Source organism: Paenarthrobacter sp. RAF54_2, from assembly GCF_052113945.1.
In the GTDB taxonomy this organism is placed as follows: domain Bacteria; phylum Actinomycetota; class Actinomycetes; order Actinomycetales; family Micrococcaceae; genus Arthrobacter.
Genome location: NZ_JBFRDV010000006.1, coordinates 158,435 through 173,247, shown reverse-complemented (window position 1 = coordinate 173,247; position 14,813 = coordinate 158,435). Strand labels below are relative to the sequence as shown.

The window sequence follows — 14,813 nt, the reverse complement described above, 5'->3', positions numbered from 1 at the left end:
CTAGAGAATTGCCCTCTGCAGGGAACGAGCGGCGTCGATGGTTGCCTGTCCCAGTACCCGGGTGCCCTGATACAGCACAACGGTCTGGCCAGGTGCCACTCCCCGCAGCGGTTCGGTCAGGGTGACCACGAGTTCGGCCCGCTCAACACCCTCGTCATCGGCAACCGGCTCAATGTGTGCATGGGCCGGCACAGGGTCACCATGAGCCCGCACCTGGGCGTGGCACTCGAATTCCGCACCGGTCCCAACCTCAGAGATGGGCAAACCAGCCCAGGACACCTTGATTCCACGGATTTCATCGATGGCAAGGAGCGCTTCCGGCCCCACAACAACCTTGTTTTCCTTAGGCCGGATTTCCAGGACGAACCGGGRCTTGCCATCGGAGGCCGGGGTGCCCAGCTTCAGTCCCCGGCGCTGGCCCACGGTGAAGGCGTTGGCACCTGGGTGCTCGCCTACCTTCGTGCCAGTTTCGTCCACGATGTCGCCGGTTGTCATTTCGATTTTCTCGGCCAGCCAGCCACGCGTATCTCCGTCGGAGATGAAGCAAATATCGTGGCTATCCGGCTTGTTGGCCACCGACAAACCACGCCTCTCGGCCTCGGCCCTTACTTCGGCCTTGGAGGGGGTGTCCGCCAGCGGGAACATGGAGTGCTTGAGCTGCTCATGAGTCAGGACGCCCAGGACATAGCTTTGGTCCTTGGCCCAGTCGGCCGCACGATGCAGTTCGCGGTTGCCATCCGCATCTTCGATTACCTTGGCGTAGTGCCCGGTGCAGACAGCGTCAAAGCCCAGGGCAATGGCCTTTTCCAGCAAGGCAGCAAACTTAATGCGCTCATTGCAACGCATGCACGGGTTCGGCGTGCGCCCGGCAGCATATTCGTCAATGAAGTCCTGAACGACATCTTCCTTGAAGCGCTCGGAGAAGTCCCACACGTAGTAAGGAATCCCCAGGACGTCGCAGGCTCGCCACGCATCACGGGAGTCTTCAATGGTGCAGCAGCCCCGGCTTCCGGTGCGAAGGGTGCCAGGCATGCGCGACAACGCAAGGTGGACTCCGACGACGTCGTGTCCGGCCTCGACGGCGCGGGCGGCTGCCACGGCGGAGTCGACTCCGCCGCTCATTGCTGCAAGTACTCGCATGCTGGCTTTCTGTGTTTTAGGGAGTTTTGGCTCTTGATTCCGGCTGAGGCGAGCCGGCACGCCCAACTATTCTAGCTCCCGCACCAATGCCCGCGCTAAATCCCTTGACTGGCCATAGGACCAAATCTAAAGTCAAAGTAAGTTGTTTTAGAATATGCCAACACAAAGGTGGGCTGAAATGACACATGAACGGATGGTCATCGCCGGCGGCGGGCTGGCCGGTGCAACCACAGCAAAAACCCTTCGCTCAGAAGGCTTTACTGGACCCATCACCCTCCTGGCATCCGAGGAACGGATCCCTTACCTTCGGCCACCTCTGTCCAAGGAGTTCCTTCTGGGCAAGGCCGACGAAGATAGCGTCCCGGTGATGCCGGCCGGCTGGTACGAAGAAAACGACGTCGAACTCCTGCTGGGCAACCCCGCAAAGGGCATCGATGCGCGAAACCGGACCGTAACCCTAAGGAACGACCGAACCCTTGACTACGCCAAACTGCTGATAGCCACCGGAGCGCAACCGCGGCAGATTCCGCTGCCCGGCGGCGAGTTGGAGGGCGTGATGACTTTCAGGACCTTTGAGGACAGCCTGCGCCTGCAATCCCTGCTCAGGGACGGCGGCAGGCGTGTTGTCATGGTGGGTTCCGGATGGATCGGCATGGAGCTGGCCGCGGCGGCCCGCAGCTACGGCAATGATGTGGTCCTGCTCGGTTTGGAAGAAATCCCCCTCAGTGCCGCCATCGGCCCCGAACTGGGAAACTACTTCCGGGCACTCCACGAAGAGAACGGCGTGAGCTTCAGGCTGCCCGCGAGCGCTGCTGCCATCGAGGGGAAGGAGGGCCAGGCCTCCGCGGTGCGAACCAACACGGGCGAAGTCCTGCCCGCAGATATCGTCATCATTGCCGTTGGGGTAGTGCCTGACACATCGTTGGCTGAGACAGCAGGGCTACGTCTGGACAACGGAGTCCTGGTGGATTCCGCACTTCGCTCAAGCGCCTCGGACATCCTTGCAGCAGGTGACGTTGCCAACGCCCTGCATCCCTTCACCGGAGAGCATCATCGCAGTGAGCACTGGGCAAACGCACTTAACGGCGGCAAAGTGGCCGCCAAGACGATGCTGGACCAAAATGCCGCCCTGGACGTTGTCCCCTATTTCTATACGGACCAGTTCACGCTCAGCATGGAATACTCGGGTTTCCCTACACTGACCTCCGGCATAGAGCCTGTAATCCGCGGTTCGCTCGATGACGGCAGTTTCATCGCGTTCTGGCTACGCGATGGCCAGAAGGAGCAGGGCGAAGTGGTGGCCGGCATGAGCGTGAATATGCGCCGCGTGCAGAAGCCGATCAAGTCGCTGATTTCTGGCCGGGTGCCCGTAGACGTAACCCGCCTGACAAATCCCGATGTTCCCCTTGAGGAGCTTTTGCCTGGCGACTGATTTCCTGGCTAAAACTCCGTGGTGCCCCGTCGCGCTACCGTTGCCGCTGTCTGGATGCTGGATTCATGACCGGCCATGCCTGCTTGGCGAGCCCGCGAACAAGCTTCGGGCAGGGCATTGAGCAGTGCCTCAACATCGGCATCTGTTGAGCTGTGCCCCAGGGTGAAGCGTTGGGCACCACGGGCAGTATCTTCATCCAGCCCCATGGCCAGGAGGACGTGGGAGGGGCGGGGCACCCCTGCCGTGCAGGCCGAACCCGTAGATGACTCAACACCTGCGAGGTCCAGAAGGAACAGCAGAGAATCTCCCTCGCAACCGGGAAAAGTAAAGTGGGCGTTGCCGGGCAGCCGACCGTCCCCGGGTGCCCCACGGAGCACCGCGTCCGGCACGGCCTCCCGAACCCCGGCAATGAGTCGGTCCCGCAGCCTGCTGATTCGCTCGGCCTCCGCGGCCAGATTAGCCGTAGCGGCCTCCGCAGCCGCCGCGAAGGCGGCAATCGCCGGCGTATCCAATGTTCCCGAGCGCACATCGCGCTCCTGCCCGCCGCCGTGTTGAACCGGAGTCAACTTGATCGCTCGCCCAAGGAATAACGCGCCGACTCCGACGGGCCCGCCGAGTTTATGCCCTGACACTGACATCGCGGCGAGCCCGGACGAGCGGAAGTCGACCGGAACGGAACCGAATGCCTGGACAGCATCCGAGTGCACGGGAATGCCGTATCGGCTGGCCAGTTCCACGATCTTTGCAACGGGCTGGATGGTGCCCACTTCGTTGTTGGCCCACATCACGGTGACAAGCGCAACGGAGTCGGGGTCGCGCTCCAGTTCGCGCTGCACGGCATCGAGCTGCACCGCACCGTCTGCATCGACAGGCAGCCACACGGCTTCGGCCCCCTCATGACGCTCAAGCCACTCCACCGTGTCCATGACCGCATGATGTTCGACGGCGGAGCACAGGATTCGGGTCCGGCGTGGGTTTTCGTCATGGCGGGCCCAGAAAAGGCCCTTGACGGCCAGGTTGTCGGCCTCAGTCCCACCCGAGGTGAAAATTACCTCGGACGGGTGGGCGCCAGCGGCCGCCGCCAGCGTTTCGCGTGCATCTTCAACGGCGCGCCTTGCCCGACGCCCGGCTCCATGGAGGGAGGACGGGTTGCCGGTTCGCGCCAGCTCGCGCGTCATGACGGCAAGGGCTTGGGCCGACATAGGTGTGGTGGCGGCGTGATCGAGGTATACAGGCACGTTGCAATTCTACCGGCGGCGTAATTCCATCGACGGCGTCAGTGTCCAGTTTTGGGGTCAGGTCTTGGAGCCCGGTTCCAGGCTGCTAATCCGGGCACAACAATGACCAGAACCAGGTTCCGGAAGGACGTTGTCAGCACTAAGACCGGATGCGGTGGCCGCGCCCTTAAGGAACGCGCCATTCATGGCGCAGACCACCTCCTCATGATCCTGTGAGAGCCGATGGAAAGGGCAGTTAAGCAGGCGGTATCCTCCGGCGTCATCAGCGGTTGGCTCATAGCCAAGGTCCGCCAGGGCACCCAGGAAATCGCCGGGCCGGCCCGCTTCCTGGCCCTTGCGGTCGGCAACATCCATCAAAACGTCCCGCACGGGCAGCTCGCCTTTGAGGGAACGGGTGATCGCTGTAGCCATCAGATCCCCAGCGAGATCGTACTGGCGCTCAGGGACTGAGGCCACAACCTCGTCCATGGCCGGGCGGTAGAGCTTGGCAGGCCGGCCGGAACCGGGCCCGGCTTTGTCGGAGGACTTTCTGAACTCCACTTGCAGGACGCCGTCCTTGACCAACCGATCCAAATGGAAGGAGGCCGTGCTTCGGGGAATACCGAGGGCACGGGCCGCTTCGTCCCGCCCTACGGCATCAGCAGAGCCGCGCACGTAGGCGAACAACACCCTCCGGTTGTCGTCGTCCAAAGAGGCGATCGCCGAAATCCTTTGGAGCCAAGAGTGGCGTGCAGTGGTCATACAGCCAGAATATCTCTAAAAACAAGATTCGTTGCTTAATCTCGGAAGGAGATCTAAAATCAAGATACCTATTTTTAGAAAGGAATGCGTCATGGAAGCCGCAACCACCCACATGAGCCCCAAGTCCAGCCGCAGCGACCTCCGGGACCCTTCCCGGCAGGCCTTTGTCCTCCTGAGGACGATCTTCACGATTGCCCCGATCATTTTCGGGCTCGACAAATTCACCAACCTCTTGGTGGACTGGACGGTCTACTTGGCGCCCGCAGCCACCGCCGTGGTACCTGTTTCAGCCCAGACCTTCATGTACGGCGTGGGGGTCATCGAAATTATCGCCGGCATCGTGGTCGCCCTGCGGCCGCGCTGGGGTTCCCTCGTTGTCGCTGCCTGGCTGCTCGGCATCATCGTCAACCTACTGGTGCTTGGCTCGTTCTTCGACGTCGCACTGAGGGACTTCGGCCTGCTGGTGGGAGCACTCGCGTTGAACCGCCTGGCCACCGCGTTCAAGAAATAGCAAAGCGTCAAAGAAACAAACTCACCCTGGTGGGACCACGGCCAACCGGGACTGGACCTCAGCCCTGGCCTTGGCCAGGGTCCCACTATCCGGACATGCAACTGATACATACACAGAGGAAGCCGGGCTGCTGAAAAGTCTGGCGAGTACCAGGGCAGCGGTGCCGCCGGAAGCCGGAGCTGATTCCAAGGCCAACAATTCCACGTGGCGCTCCGGCTTGCCGGAATCCTGGCCCCAACGCAATGAGGCTGGCCTTAACTTCTCCACAACAATTCCAGGATCCAAGTAGCGGAACAGTTCCTTCGTGGACGCGGCGTCATCGCCCGGCACCACCAATGGCCTCTGATTAACGCTGACCCGGACAACCACCACGCACCCATCAGTCTTCGCGTACCGGGTTTCACCTTGCAAGCCGGAGTGCACAACGGACCATCCCTGCACCTCTTCAAGGCGGCTGGACACTAATACCGGATCTCCAGGCGCCAATGTTCCTCCCGCACTCAAAGGCAGGTCCTTCGCGGCGAGAGCCTCAGCATCATGTCCGGGCGTGATGGTTGGGGTGGACAGCGTCGACTCGGAAGGTGAAGGCTTCGGTGCTGAGGGATCAGGCACGTTCACACTGCATCCGGCAAGCAGCGCACCCAAAGCAGACAGCGCACCCAAAACAGCAATGGCAGCCCAACCAGGCTTGGCGCCCGCCATCGCCGGGGCCTGACTTCGCGCAACCCTCCGTACCATCGGCGATCCTCTCTTTTGGCGGCGAGTCTTTTTGCTGGGAGCCGCTTCTGCCGCCATCGAGTCTAACTGCCTGCAGCAGCGGTTCAGCTAGGCAAGGACGCGGAGACCACGGGGTACAACCTCGACCTCCACAGGCAATCTGCCCACGCGCTCGCCGTCGGCGTAGGCCACTACACCTTCTGCCTCCAGGCGCACTTTCCGTACCCGGCGGATCTCCACGGCCGGATGGCCAAGGTGTTTACCCGCGAAGACCTTGGGAAACACTGCCAGGAAACGCAGCCGCGACAATGGCTTGACCACAAACAAATCCAGCCACCCGTCGTCGGGCAAAGCATCGGGCGTAATCCTCATCCCGCCTCCGATCGATTGGCCGTTCGCCACAGAAATCAGCAACGCCGGTTGGCGCCACTGCTCGCCGTCGGCAGTCACCGTGTATTCGATACGCCGGAACGAACCGAGTTCACGGAGCATCGCCAGGTTGTAGCGGCTCTTTCCCCGGGGCCAACGCCACGAGTTCGCCCTTTCGTTGACAGCAGCATCAAATCCGGCCGACAGGACCCCCGCAAAATAGGTGCTTCGCCCGCTGGCGATGACGCGTCCGGCGTCGATCTTCCGCCCGCCCGCAGCCATTGACTCCAGCAAGCGATTACAGGCGGCATTCGTGTCCGTGAGTGGCAGGCCCAGCAGCCTGGCAACATCGTTGCCAGTTCCAGCAGGAACAATTCCCAGCGGCACATCCAATCCGGCGAGCGCGTTGACGCCCAAATGGACCATGCCGTCCCCGCCCACCACAACCAGCGCACTGATGCCTGAAGTCAGGGCCTCATCAACCAGGGTCCGGAGGTCGTTATAGCTCCCCGCTTCCAGCACGACGACGTCACAACCCCGGGCGCGAAGGCAGGCCGCGGCTTCGTCCCCGGCAAGGCCGTGACGGCCGAACGATGCTGTTGGATTGATGGCAAGGGCGATCTTGGGCGCCGGAGGATTCACCTGCTGAATTATGCCAGCCGGGAACCACGGAGCCCGCTGCCGACGTTCTCATAGTGGCTGGATAAACTGGCCATACCGCCCCGCCCCTGGAGCGGACCACCATCCTAGAGAAGGGCCTGTGCTTGGCCGAGGGCAGTAGTTCCCACTATCAGGTTCTTCGCGTGTCCGTCACTGCGACGGACAAGGAGATCAAGGTGGCATATCGGAAGGCCGCCCGGAAGGCCCACCCCGATCACGGCGGCGAAGCCGAAATGTTCCGCCGAGTAACGCTCGCTTATGAGACCCTGATTGATCCGAAGCGTCGGGCCGAGTATGACCGGAGGTATGCCAGCGGCGCCTCCGTCCGCTCCCAACCACGTCCGGGCGACTACACAGGCGCGGCCGCGCCGGGTGCGGCGACCAGTACGGGGGTCAGACGTCCGCAGGCCCCGCGCAACACGGCAGGCGATCCGCCCGTTTACGTTCCGGCCTTTGATGACCCTCTTGAGGTTCCCCTCATTTCGATGGCAGAAGCTGCCCAGCAGGTCCATGGCTTGCCGCGAAAGCGCGGCATTTTTGGAGCCGAAGCCCGCATCCAGCGCGAGATGCGTACGGTTCAGCTCATCAGCAGGCAGGTCCTGCCTGCCATCCCCGCCGCAAGGCTCATCAACGGGCTCCGCTCGCCCTCTGACAACAACCACATCGACCACGCAGTGCTTTCCGGCTACCGGCTGGCATTGGTTGGTTCCATGCTGTTGCCCAGGGGCGCCTACGCGTGGGACGGCAATTCGTTGCGCCACGGCGGCCGGTCCGTTGCCCCGCCGCAGCTCGCCCACATCGTCCGCCACATGCAGGACATCTTCCCCGAGTTGAACGTCACCGGCTGGGTGGTCCTGCACAGTCCTGACGGCAACCTGCACGAACCAGTCATTGACCACTACGGCAAAGGGCAGTCCAGCCATAACGCGGTTGAGATGGTCAACGGCGCGGGATTGGTCCGCGGGTTGAAACAGTTCCTCGGTTCAGGACCAGCACCCAACACCGTGGTGGTTCCAGTTCTTGCCCGCTTGCTCCGCGGCATGCACTGAGATCTTGCTTTCTCCGGCACTGGTTGAGGGCACTGGTTGATTCAGTATGAAGCCAGTGCGATGGGACTGACTCGAACGGGACTGGCTAGGATGGGACGGTGTTCCGCATCCTCTTCCACACTCCAGAAATCCCGGGCAATACGGGCAACGCCATCCGTTTGGCCGCCATCACCGGCGCCGAACTCCATCTGGTGGAGCCTCTGGGCTTTGACTTTTCCGATGCCAAGCTGCGCCGGGCGGGCCTGGACTACCATGATCTCGCCGTCGTTACGGTACATAAGGACATCAACGCGGCCTGGGCTGCCCTGCAGCCTGAGCGAGTGTTTGCGTTTACGTCCGACGGCGAAACGTCCTACACGGATATCAACTACCGTGAGGGTGACGTCCTGATGTTCGGCCCTGAATCTGTGGGCCTCCCGGATTGGCTGAAGAAGGATTCGCACGTCACTGCCCGGGTGCGGCTCCCGATGCGACCTTCCCTGCGTTCACTGAACCTGGCAAACGCCGCGTCCATTGCGGTTTTCGAGGCGTGGCGCCAGAACGGATTTGCCGGCGCCAAGGTCTAGCCCATCCGCGGCGCCCACAGCTGCGAATAACCTATGCAGGTTCAATTCCTGCCTTTGATATTCAATGAGGGAGCAGACGTGAGCGCGCTGGAGACCCAGGTGGTGGCGGCAACCCGCTGCACCGCTGTGCGCACAACGCCGGGCCCTCGTGCTGCGGGTTTCAAACCGCACGACTTATGCTGGACAGTGATGGACATCCCCAACAATCCTGGCCCCCCGGTCGTCGAGACTTCTGGCACGGCGACAGACCTGAACTCGCAGCTCACTGACCTGCTTGAATTGATTGCTGCGGGCGATCAGGACGCCTTCGCTGAGTTTTATCGGCTAACCTCCAGACGAGTCTTTGGCATGGCCAGGCGCGTCCTGATTGACTCCGAGCTGAGCGAAGACGCCACCCAGGAAGTCTTCGTCCAGGTCTGGCAGGGCGCCGCCAGGTTCGATCGCGCATCCGGCAGCCCCATGGCCTGGCTGATGACCATCGCGCATCGCCGTGCCATTGACCGCGTTCGTGCCGTGCAGGCAGCCACAGACCGCGAAGCCCGATACGGCGCAGCGAGCCAGGACCTTGATCGCGACGTCGTATCCGAGGAAGCCGAGACGAACTTTGAGGCAGAGGCCGTCAGCCGGTGCCTTGGCACCTTGACTGACACACAGCGGGAATCGGTCCGCCTGGCCTATTACGGTGGGCTCACCTACAGGGAAGTTGCGGAGCATCTTGGTGCCGCGGTCCCTACCATCAAGTCCCGCATCCGCGATGGACTCCTGCGCTTGAAGACCTGCTTGGGGGTGGGCTGAAATGAGCGAAAACAACGGTGGAGGATTTGTCCGCAGAATGTTCGCGAATGACATCGCAACCGACTTGGCCGAGGGTCGGGTCCTCGAACTCGCGGAAATCTATGCCTTGGACGCGGTTACTGAATCCGAACGGGCCCTGATTGACGATTACGTCAAGGACGCCCCGGAAGGTCCAGCGTTCCAGGAGCGGGTCAGGCAGGCCCGCGAGACCCTGGTGGCAGGTTTCGCCCCTGAGGAAGAGCCGCCCCCTGCCGTCTTCGCCAAAATTATGGACCGGATCAACCGGGAATCCGCAGATTCCCCCGCAGGGCCGGGCAGTGATCCAAAGCCGGAGCCAGTCCTCGACGAACTGGCACTCGCCCGGACCAAGCGCGAGGAACGTCGCGGCCTCGGGCGCGGACGCGCCTGGCTGGTGGGCGCAGCGGCTGCTGCCGTCATCGCCGTCGGTGGCGTGGGTGTAGGCGCGTACATAGCCGGCCAAAACGATCCCGTGAACCAGGTCCTGCAGGCCCAGGACGTCCAGAAGAAGACGGCCCAGGTTCCCGGAGGCGGCACGGCTACCATTTCAGCTTCCTCCGCCAAGGACTCCTTTGTGGTGTTGATGGACGGCGTTGCCCCGGCACCCGACGGTAAGGTCTACCAGTTGTGGACGTTGCCGAAGGATGGATCTGCCCCTGTGCCGCAGGGCACTATGGACGCCGAGACGTTGTCCAAGCCGGCGGTGGTGAAGGGATTGTCCACAGCTTCCTCAGTAGCTATAACGGTGGAACCCACTGGCGGATCAAGCTCGCCCACGCAGCCGCCTGTGTTGGTGGTTCCGCTGAGCGCCTGACGTCGGCCAGACGGCGTCATCGCTTTAAGGCCCGACGGCGGCCGCGCACCTTCCGTGAGGTAGGTGGGGCGGCCGCCGTCGTTCTTGCCTGCAGTCGACAGGCTACAAAACGAGCGACAACAGCATCACGAAGCCGAAGCCAACCAGGGAGATCAAGGTCTCCATGACGGACCAGGTCTTGAAGGTCTGACCGACTGTCAGGCCGAAGAGCTCCTTGACCAGCCAGAAACCAGCATCATTCACGTGCGACAGGAACAATGAGCCCGCGCCGATTGCCAAGGCGAGCAGTGCCGCATGGGTCGGGGTCAAACTGCTGGCCAGGGGTGCCACAATGCCCGCAGCAGTCACCGTAGCTACAGTGGCGGAGCCCGTGGCGAGGCGGAGTGCCACCGCCACAATAAAGCCCAGCACAAGAACGGACATGTTGGCACCTTCCGCCCACTTCTTGACGGCGTCGCCCACTCCAGCACCAATCAGTGTCTGCTTGAAACCACCGCCGGCTCCCACAATCAGAAGGATCGCTGCGATTGGGCCGAGGCTGTCGCCCAGCTTGGCAGTGATCTTGCTGCCAGTGAATCCCACTGCGTAGCCGAAGCTCACGGTGGCAGCAAGCACCGCCAAGGTCATGGCGACCAGGGGCTGGCCCACGAAATCGAAGAAGATCCTGATCATCGGAGCGGTGGCCGCGTCCGACCAGATAATGTCTCCCAAAGCCTTTAGCAGCATGAGGACTACCGGGAAAATGATGGTCAGCAGCGTCACCAGGAACGAGGGCTGACGCTTGACGTCGCTAAGATCGGCGCGGTGCTTGGTGTCGATGCCACCCGCCACGGCGGGAGCGTTTACCGGAACCCAACGTGCGGCCAGGCGGGAGAAAAGCGGTCCACAAATGATGACCGTGGGAATGGCCACGAGGATGCCCAGGCCCAGCGTTGTTCCCAATTCAGCTTTTACGGCGCTGATGGCAATCAGGGGTCCCGGGTGCGGGGGCACCAGGCCATGGAGCACTGAAAGGCCCGCCAAAGCCGGTATCGCGATGCGCATGAGCTTCATCCCGGATCTCTGCGTCACAAGGACAATCACGGGAAGCAGGAGCACAAGACCGATTTCGAAGAACATCGGCAGGCCAATGATCACTGCCACAAGCGTGATCATCCAGACAATCTTGTTGCCGGTGGCCTTGGCCAACAACGTATCCACTACCCGATTGGCTCCGCCGGAGTCCGCGAGCAACTTGCCAAGCATTGCGCCCAAGGCAATCAGGAGGCCAACTTCCTTGAGGACGCCGCCAACTCCGTCCTCGAAGTTGGTAATGACCTTGCCCAGTTCCACGCCTGAGGCGAGGCCGACAAACGCCGAGCCCAGCACCAGCGCCAGGAATGGGTGGAATTTCAGCTTGGCGATCAGGACCACAATCAGCGCAATACCCAACGCTGCCACCACAAGAAGCTGGGTGTCGTGCGCGGACCACTCCTGCACCTGTGTGGCCGTTTCCAGCGCGATCATGACGCTGCCGCTTCGGAACCGGCGCCCAGGGGACGCAAGCCGAGCCGTTCGATGATTTCGTCCGCCTCCTCAGCGGGCGAGGCGGAAACACACAGCGAGATGTAGTTCTCGTCTTCTGTGGGTTCCTCAAGTGCTTCGAACTGGGACTCCAGGAGCGACGGCGGCATGAAGTGGCCGTGCCTTGACGCCAGCCGGTCCGAGATCTTGTCTTTGCTCCCTTGCAGGAAAACGAAAACAACCCCTTCGCCCCTGAGTACGTCGCGGTACTTCTTCTTCAACGCCGAGCACGTGATGATGGCCGGCGTACCGGCATCTGTGTGCTCACGGATCCACTGGGCAATGATGCCAAGCCAAGGCCATCGGTCCTCATCGCTGAGGGCCTGGCCCGCGTGCATCTTGGCCACATTGGCTTCCGGATGGAGATCGTCGCCTTCGGCGAGATCCCATCCAAGCTTTCCGGCGAGTACGCCGGCTACAGTCGACTTGCCCGAACCGGAGACTCCCATAATCACCAGTACGGGTTGCTGTGCAGTCTTCGCCATCAAAGTCTGCCTTCCTCGAATAAATATGATTTAACCGAGGTCCAGCATATGACACGGGTTACATATCGGCAATGTCAGAAGCCGGCGATAGTACTGGATCCGTTTACGGACACCACGTGGAAACTCTCAGCACTTGCGCCGGCAGGGAGCCCTGCACGCGCACCGTTGGCCATCAACATGCCACGGACCACACGCTCCATCCCCTCGATGTCCGGGTGCTGGCTCGCGTGGATGCGGATCGCATCGAGCTTGGCATCAACATGCTTGGTGACGTCCACGAAATGGTTCTCACGGTCCTCTGGACTTGAGATAAACCATAGCCAGGGCAGCTTGTAGGCCGTCAGTCCGGCCTCGGCCAATTCAGGATAGGCAAAGGGATTCTCCACGGCAGGATAAACCGCCCTGGTCACAGCTTCCCCTGCTGCGAGGTGGTCGGGGTGGCTCTTCTGGAGGCGGTCCCAGTTCCGTTCCGGGTGCATGGTCAACACGATGTCCGGGCGGATTTCCCGGATCAGCTTCACAACCTGCTTGATGACGTTGTGTGTCGGCTCAAGGTAGCCATCGTGTTCGTGCAGGTAGCGGATGTCGTTGACTCCCACCAACTCTGCCGCGCGTTGCTGTTCTATGGCACGGAGTTCGATAATGCGTTCCCGGTCAACGGGATCAAACCCGCCGGCGTCGCCGTCAGTCATGATGCAGTAGGTGACCTGTACGCCGGCAGCAGTCCAGGCAGCTATGGTTCCTGCAGCTCCGAAGTCGATGTCGTCAGGATGGGCAGTAAAACAAAGCACCCGCTCAACACGCTCCGTGGAGGCGTTGAACGGGCTCTTTGCTGACGAAACGCCAGAAGTCAAAGGGATCAGCCTTTCCGCTTTTTGATCTCAGCTGTTGCCTGCGGCACAACTTTGAACAGATCGCCGATGATGCCGAAGTCCGCGATCTCAAAAACAGGAGACTCTGCATCCTTGTTGATGGCCACAATGACCTTGGACGTCTGCATTCCTGCCTTTTGCTGGATTGCTCCTGAGATCCCTGCCGAAATGTACAGCTGCGGAGAGACAGTCACACCGGTTTGGCCCACTTGCGCGTCGTGGCCAATCCACCCTGCATCGGTTGCCGCCCGCGAAGCACCAACCGCAGCACCAAGGGCATCGGCTAGTTCTTCCAACGGGCCAAAGTCGCCATCGACGCCCCGCCCGCCGGCCACAACGATCCGGGCCTCGCTGAGGTCGGGCCGGCCACTGGCGGGCTTCTCAGTGCGGGAGGAGATCCGGGCCGCATTCGCTGCAGCATCTGCAGGAACCTCAACCTTGGCTGTCGCGGGAGCTGTCGCTGCGCCTGCCGGCTCTGGTTCCACGATGTTCGCTTTTACGGAAAAGACTGCCACCGGAGTGGTGGCCTTCGCCGTGGTGTTGTACGAACCCGCGAGGACCGACTTGTGGGCAGTGCCGTCCGCCTCCAGACCAACGACGTCCGTGATGACTCCGGCGTTGAGCTTAATGCCGAGTCGTCCCGCGATCTCTTTGCCCTCGGGCGAGTTTTCAATCAGGACAGCAGCGGCGCCTGAAGCCGCCACTGCAGCCGCGAGGTACGCGGCCTTCGGCGCAACCAGGTAGTCATCCAGGTCCGCCACAGAGGGCTGGTGGATCGTCGCCACGCCATAAGCACCCAAGGTGGCCGCGACGTCGTCGGTCAATTCACCGTTGAACGCGACGGCGGTCTCCCCCAGCTTCCGCGCAAGGGTCAGGAGCTCCAAGCTGCTCTTCTTGAGCGCAGCTCCGGGGTTGTCAATGAAAACAAGTGCATTTGCCATGATTGGAGTCCTTTAGAGCAGCTTCTGTGCGGCCAGGAAGTCGACGAGCTTGATGCCGGCGTCGCCCTCGTCGGTGATGATCGTCCCTGCGGTTCTGGGCGGGCGGGCAGCTGCAGACTCCACAACCGTCCACGAGCCTGACTGGCCTACCTCGGAAGGATCGACGCCGATATCGGCAAGCGACAACGAGGCAATCTTCTTCTTCTTGGCTGCCAGGATTCCCTTGAAATTGGGGTACCTGGGTTCGTTGATCTGGTCTGTCACCGAGACGAGTGCAGGAAGCTGCGCTTCAACGGTCTCCGAGTGGGAGCCGGCATCCCGGCGTGCCACCACGGTGCCGCCGTTAACCTCGAGGGTGGAAGCAAACGTGAGCTGCGGGAGCGACAACCGCTCCGCGAGCTGAGCCGGGATGAGTGAGGTCTCGCCGTCCGTGGAAGCCATGCCGGTCAGGACCAGGTCCACCGGGCGTCCATCGGCGGAGAGATGGCGGATGGTGGCCGCAAGCGCCAATGATGTCGCAGCGGCGTCCGAACCGGCTAGCGCGTCATCGCTGAGGTGGACCCCGGAGTAGGCGCCAATCTGCAACGACTTCTTGACTGCGTTTACTGCACCGGAGGGCCCCATGCTGAGGGCAATGACCTCGTTGCCGGCTTTGGCCCCGCCACGCTCTTCGGCCAGCTGCAGTGCTGCCTCAAGCGCGTACTCGTCAAGTTCGGACAAGATGCTCTCATCGCGGTCAGTTGTGTTGCCGGGTCCGGTGATGTGCCGGTCGAACTGCGCGTCCGGGACGTGCTTGACCAGAACGACAATCTTCAATGTCTCTTCCACTGTCTTCGAAGCAGCCTTCCATGCTTGTGGACGGCCAACCGCAGGAGCGTGGCCGTGAATTGCCCAGCGCGTGG

The 14,813-nt window shown here is 61.9% G+C and carries 16 protein-coding genes; 6 read left to right on the top strand and 10 right to left on the bottom strand.

The features are described 5' to 3' along the window. Nucleotides 1-1,122 (bottom strand): tRNA 2-thiouridine(34) synthase MnmA, encoded by a 1,122-nt coding sequence (gene mnmA, locus AB4Y87_RS07385; protein ID WP_442003975.1) that lies wholly within the window; start codon nt 1,120-1,122, stop codon nt 1-3. A 196-nt stretch (nt 1,123-1,318) separates the two neighbouring features. Here mnmA and AB4Y87_RS07380 point away from each other — a divergent pair, with 196 nt between their 5' ends. After that, nucleotides 1,319-2,572: an NAD(P)/FAD-dependent oxidoreductase gene (locus tag AB4Y87_RS07380; RefSeq protein WP_442003756.1), complete on the top strand. Its 1,254-nt coding sequence runs from the start codon at nt 1,319-1,321 to the stop codon at nt 2,570-2,572. A gap of 8 nt (nt 2,573-2,580) precedes the next feature. Here AB4Y87_RS07380 and AB4Y87_RS07375 read toward each other — a convergent pair whose 3' ends face one another. Together AB4Y87_RS07375 and AB4Y87_RS07370 are read right to left on the bottom strand one after the other, a co-directional pair. Beyond that, complete coding sequence (locus tag AB4Y87_RS07375; protein WP_442003755.1) at nt 2,581-3,810, bottom strand: cysteine desulfurase family protein; 1,230 nt, start codon at nt 3,808-3,810, stop codon at nt 2,581-2,583. Between the two features lie 57 nt (nt 3,811-3,867). Then, nucleotides 3,868-4,551 carry a helix-turn-helix transcriptional regulator gene (locus AB4Y87_RS07370; RefSeq protein WP_442003754.1) on the bottom strand — a complete coding sequence of 228 codons (684 nt, stop codon included), beginning with the start codon at nt 4,549-4,551 and terminating at the stop codon, nt 3,868-3,870. Between the two features lie 91 nt (nt 4,552-4,642). On the opposite strand from AB4Y87_RS07370, the gene AB4Y87_RS07365 reads away from it, so the two are divergent. After that, the gene (locus AB4Y87_RS07365) at nt 4,643-5,062 is read left to right on the top strand and encodes a hypothetical protein (protein WP_442003753.1); all 420 of its coding nucleotides are present in this window, start codon (nt 4,643-4,645) and stop codon (nt 5,060-5,062) included. 21 nt (nt 5,063-5,083) lie between these two features. Here the strand turns inward: AB4Y87_RS07365 and AB4Y87_RS07360 are convergent, their stop codons facing one another. Next, nucleotides 5,084-5,764: a hypothetical protein gene (locus AB4Y87_RS07360; RefSeq protein ID WP_442003752.1), complete on the bottom strand. Its 681-nt coding sequence runs from the start codon at nt 5,762-5,764 to the stop codon at nt 5,084-5,086. A gap of 123 nt (nt 5,765-5,887) precedes the next feature. Further along, a complete protein-coding gene (locus AB4Y87_RS07355) occupies nt 5,888-6,790 on the bottom strand; it encodes a diacylglycerol/lipid kinase family protein (protein WP_442003751.1) in 903 nt (300 codons plus the stop codon). A gap of 122 nt (nt 6,791-6,912) precedes the next feature. Between AB4Y87_RS07355 and AB4Y87_RS07350 the strand changes: the two genes are divergently transcribed. The 4 genes from AB4Y87_RS07350 to AB4Y87_RS07335 all read left to right on the top strand — a co-directional run bounded on the left by AB4Y87_RS07350 (nt 6,913) and on the right by AB4Y87_RS07335 (nt 10,050). After that, complete coding sequence (locus AB4Y87_RS07350; RefSeq protein ID WP_442003750.1) at nt 6,913-7,857, top strand: J domain-containing protein; 945 nt, start codon at nt 6,913-6,915, stop codon at nt 7,855-7,857. Between the two features lie 98 nt (nt 7,858-7,955). Then, the gene (locus AB4Y87_RS07345) at nt 7,956-8,423 is read left to right on the top strand and encodes a tRNA (cytidine(34)-2'-O)-methyltransferase (RefSeq protein WP_216924056.1); all 468 of its coding nucleotides are present in this window, start codon (nt 7,956-7,958) and stop codon (nt 8,421-8,423) included. Nucleotides 8,424-8,501: 78 nt separating this feature from the next. Next, a complete protein-coding gene (sigK, locus tag AB4Y87_RS07340) occupies nt 8,502-9,218 on the top strand; it encodes an ECF RNA polymerase sigma factor SigK (RefSeq protein ID WP_442003749.1) in 717 nt (238 codons plus the stop codon). A gap of 1 nt (nt 9,219) precedes the next feature. Beyond that, nucleotides 9,220-10,050, top strand: a complete 831-nt coding sequence (locus AB4Y87_RS07335) for an anti-sigma factor (RefSeq protein WP_442003748.1) — start codon at nt 9,220-9,222, stop codon at nt 10,048-10,050. Nucleotides 10,051-10,152: 102 nt separating this feature from the next. Here the strand turns inward: AB4Y87_RS07335 and AB4Y87_RS07330 are convergent, their stop codons facing one another. From AB4Y87_RS07330 to AB4Y87_RS07310, 5 genes are all read right to left on the bottom strand, one after another. Next, on the bottom strand, nt 10,153-11,556 hold the full coding sequence (locus AB4Y87_RS07330; protein WP_442003747.1) for a GntT/GntP/DsdX family permease: 1,404 nt from the start codon (nt 11,554-11,556) through the stop codon (nt 10,153-10,155). After that, complete coding sequence (locus tag AB4Y87_RS07325; RefSeq protein ID WP_442003746.1) at nt 11,553-12,098, bottom strand: gluconokinase; 546 nt, start codon at nt 12,096-12,098, stop codon at nt 11,553-11,555. The genes AB4Y87_RS07330 and AB4Y87_RS07325 overlap by 4 nt, the downstream gene beginning before the upstream one ends. A 74-nt stretch (nt 12,099-12,172) precedes the next feature. Next, a complete protein-coding gene (locus tag AB4Y87_RS07320) occupies nt 12,173-12,952 on the bottom strand; it encodes a PIG-L deacetylase family protein (RefSeq protein ID WP_442003745.1) in 780 nt (259 codons plus the stop codon). Between the two features lie 5 nt (nt 12,953-12,957). Beyond that, nucleotides 12,958-13,911, bottom strand: a complete 954-nt coding sequence (locus tag AB4Y87_RS07315) for an electron transfer flavoprotein subunit alpha/FixB family protein (protein WP_442003744.1) — start codon at nt 13,909-13,911, stop codon at nt 12,958-12,960. Between the two features lie 12 nt (nt 13,912-13,923). Continuing rightward, the gene (locus tag AB4Y87_RS07310) at nt 13,924-14,727 is read right to left on the bottom strand and encodes an electron transfer flavoprotein subunit beta/FixA family protein (RefSeq protein ID WP_442003743.1); all 804 of its coding nucleotides are present in this window, start codon (nt 14,725-14,727) and stop codon (nt 13,924-13,926) included. Nucleotides 14,728-14,813: the final 86 nt, after the last annotated feature.

Excerpts from the sequence above, each read along its gene's own strand:
- AB4Y87_RS07380 (WP_442003756.1), top strand. The coding sequence starts at position 1,319 with ATGACACATGAACGGATGGTCATCGCCGGCGGCGGGCTGGCCGGTGCA.
- AB4Y87_RS07370 (WP_442003754.1), bottom strand. The coding sequence starts at position 4,551 with ATGACCACTGCACGCCACTCTTGGCTCCAAAGGATTTCGGCGATCGCC.
- AB4Y87_RS07365 (WP_442003753.1), top strand. The coding sequence starts at position 4,643 with ATGGAAGCCGCAACCACCCACATGAGCCCCAAGTCCAGCCGCAGCGAC.
- AB4Y87_RS07360 (WP_442003752.1), bottom strand. The coding sequence starts at position 5,764 with ATGGCGGGCGCCAAGCCTGGTTGGGCTGCCATTGCTGTTTTGGGTGCG.
- AB4Y87_RS07335 (WP_442003748.1), top strand. The coding sequence starts at position 9,220 with ATGAGCGAAAACAACGGTGGAGGATTTGTCCGCAGAATGTTCGCGAAT.
- AB4Y87_RS07330 (WP_442003747.1), bottom strand. The coding sequence starts at position 11,556 with ATGATCGCGCTGGAAACGGCCACACAGGTGCAGGAGTGGTCCGCGCAC.
- AB4Y87_RS07325 (WP_442003746.1), bottom strand. The coding sequence starts at position 12,098 with ATGGCGAAGACTGCACAGCAACCCGTACTGGTGATTATGGGAGTCTCC.
- AB4Y87_RS07315 (WP_442003744.1), bottom strand. The coding sequence starts at position 13,911 with ATGGCAAATGCACTTGTTTTCATTGACAACCCCGGAGCTGCGCTCAAG.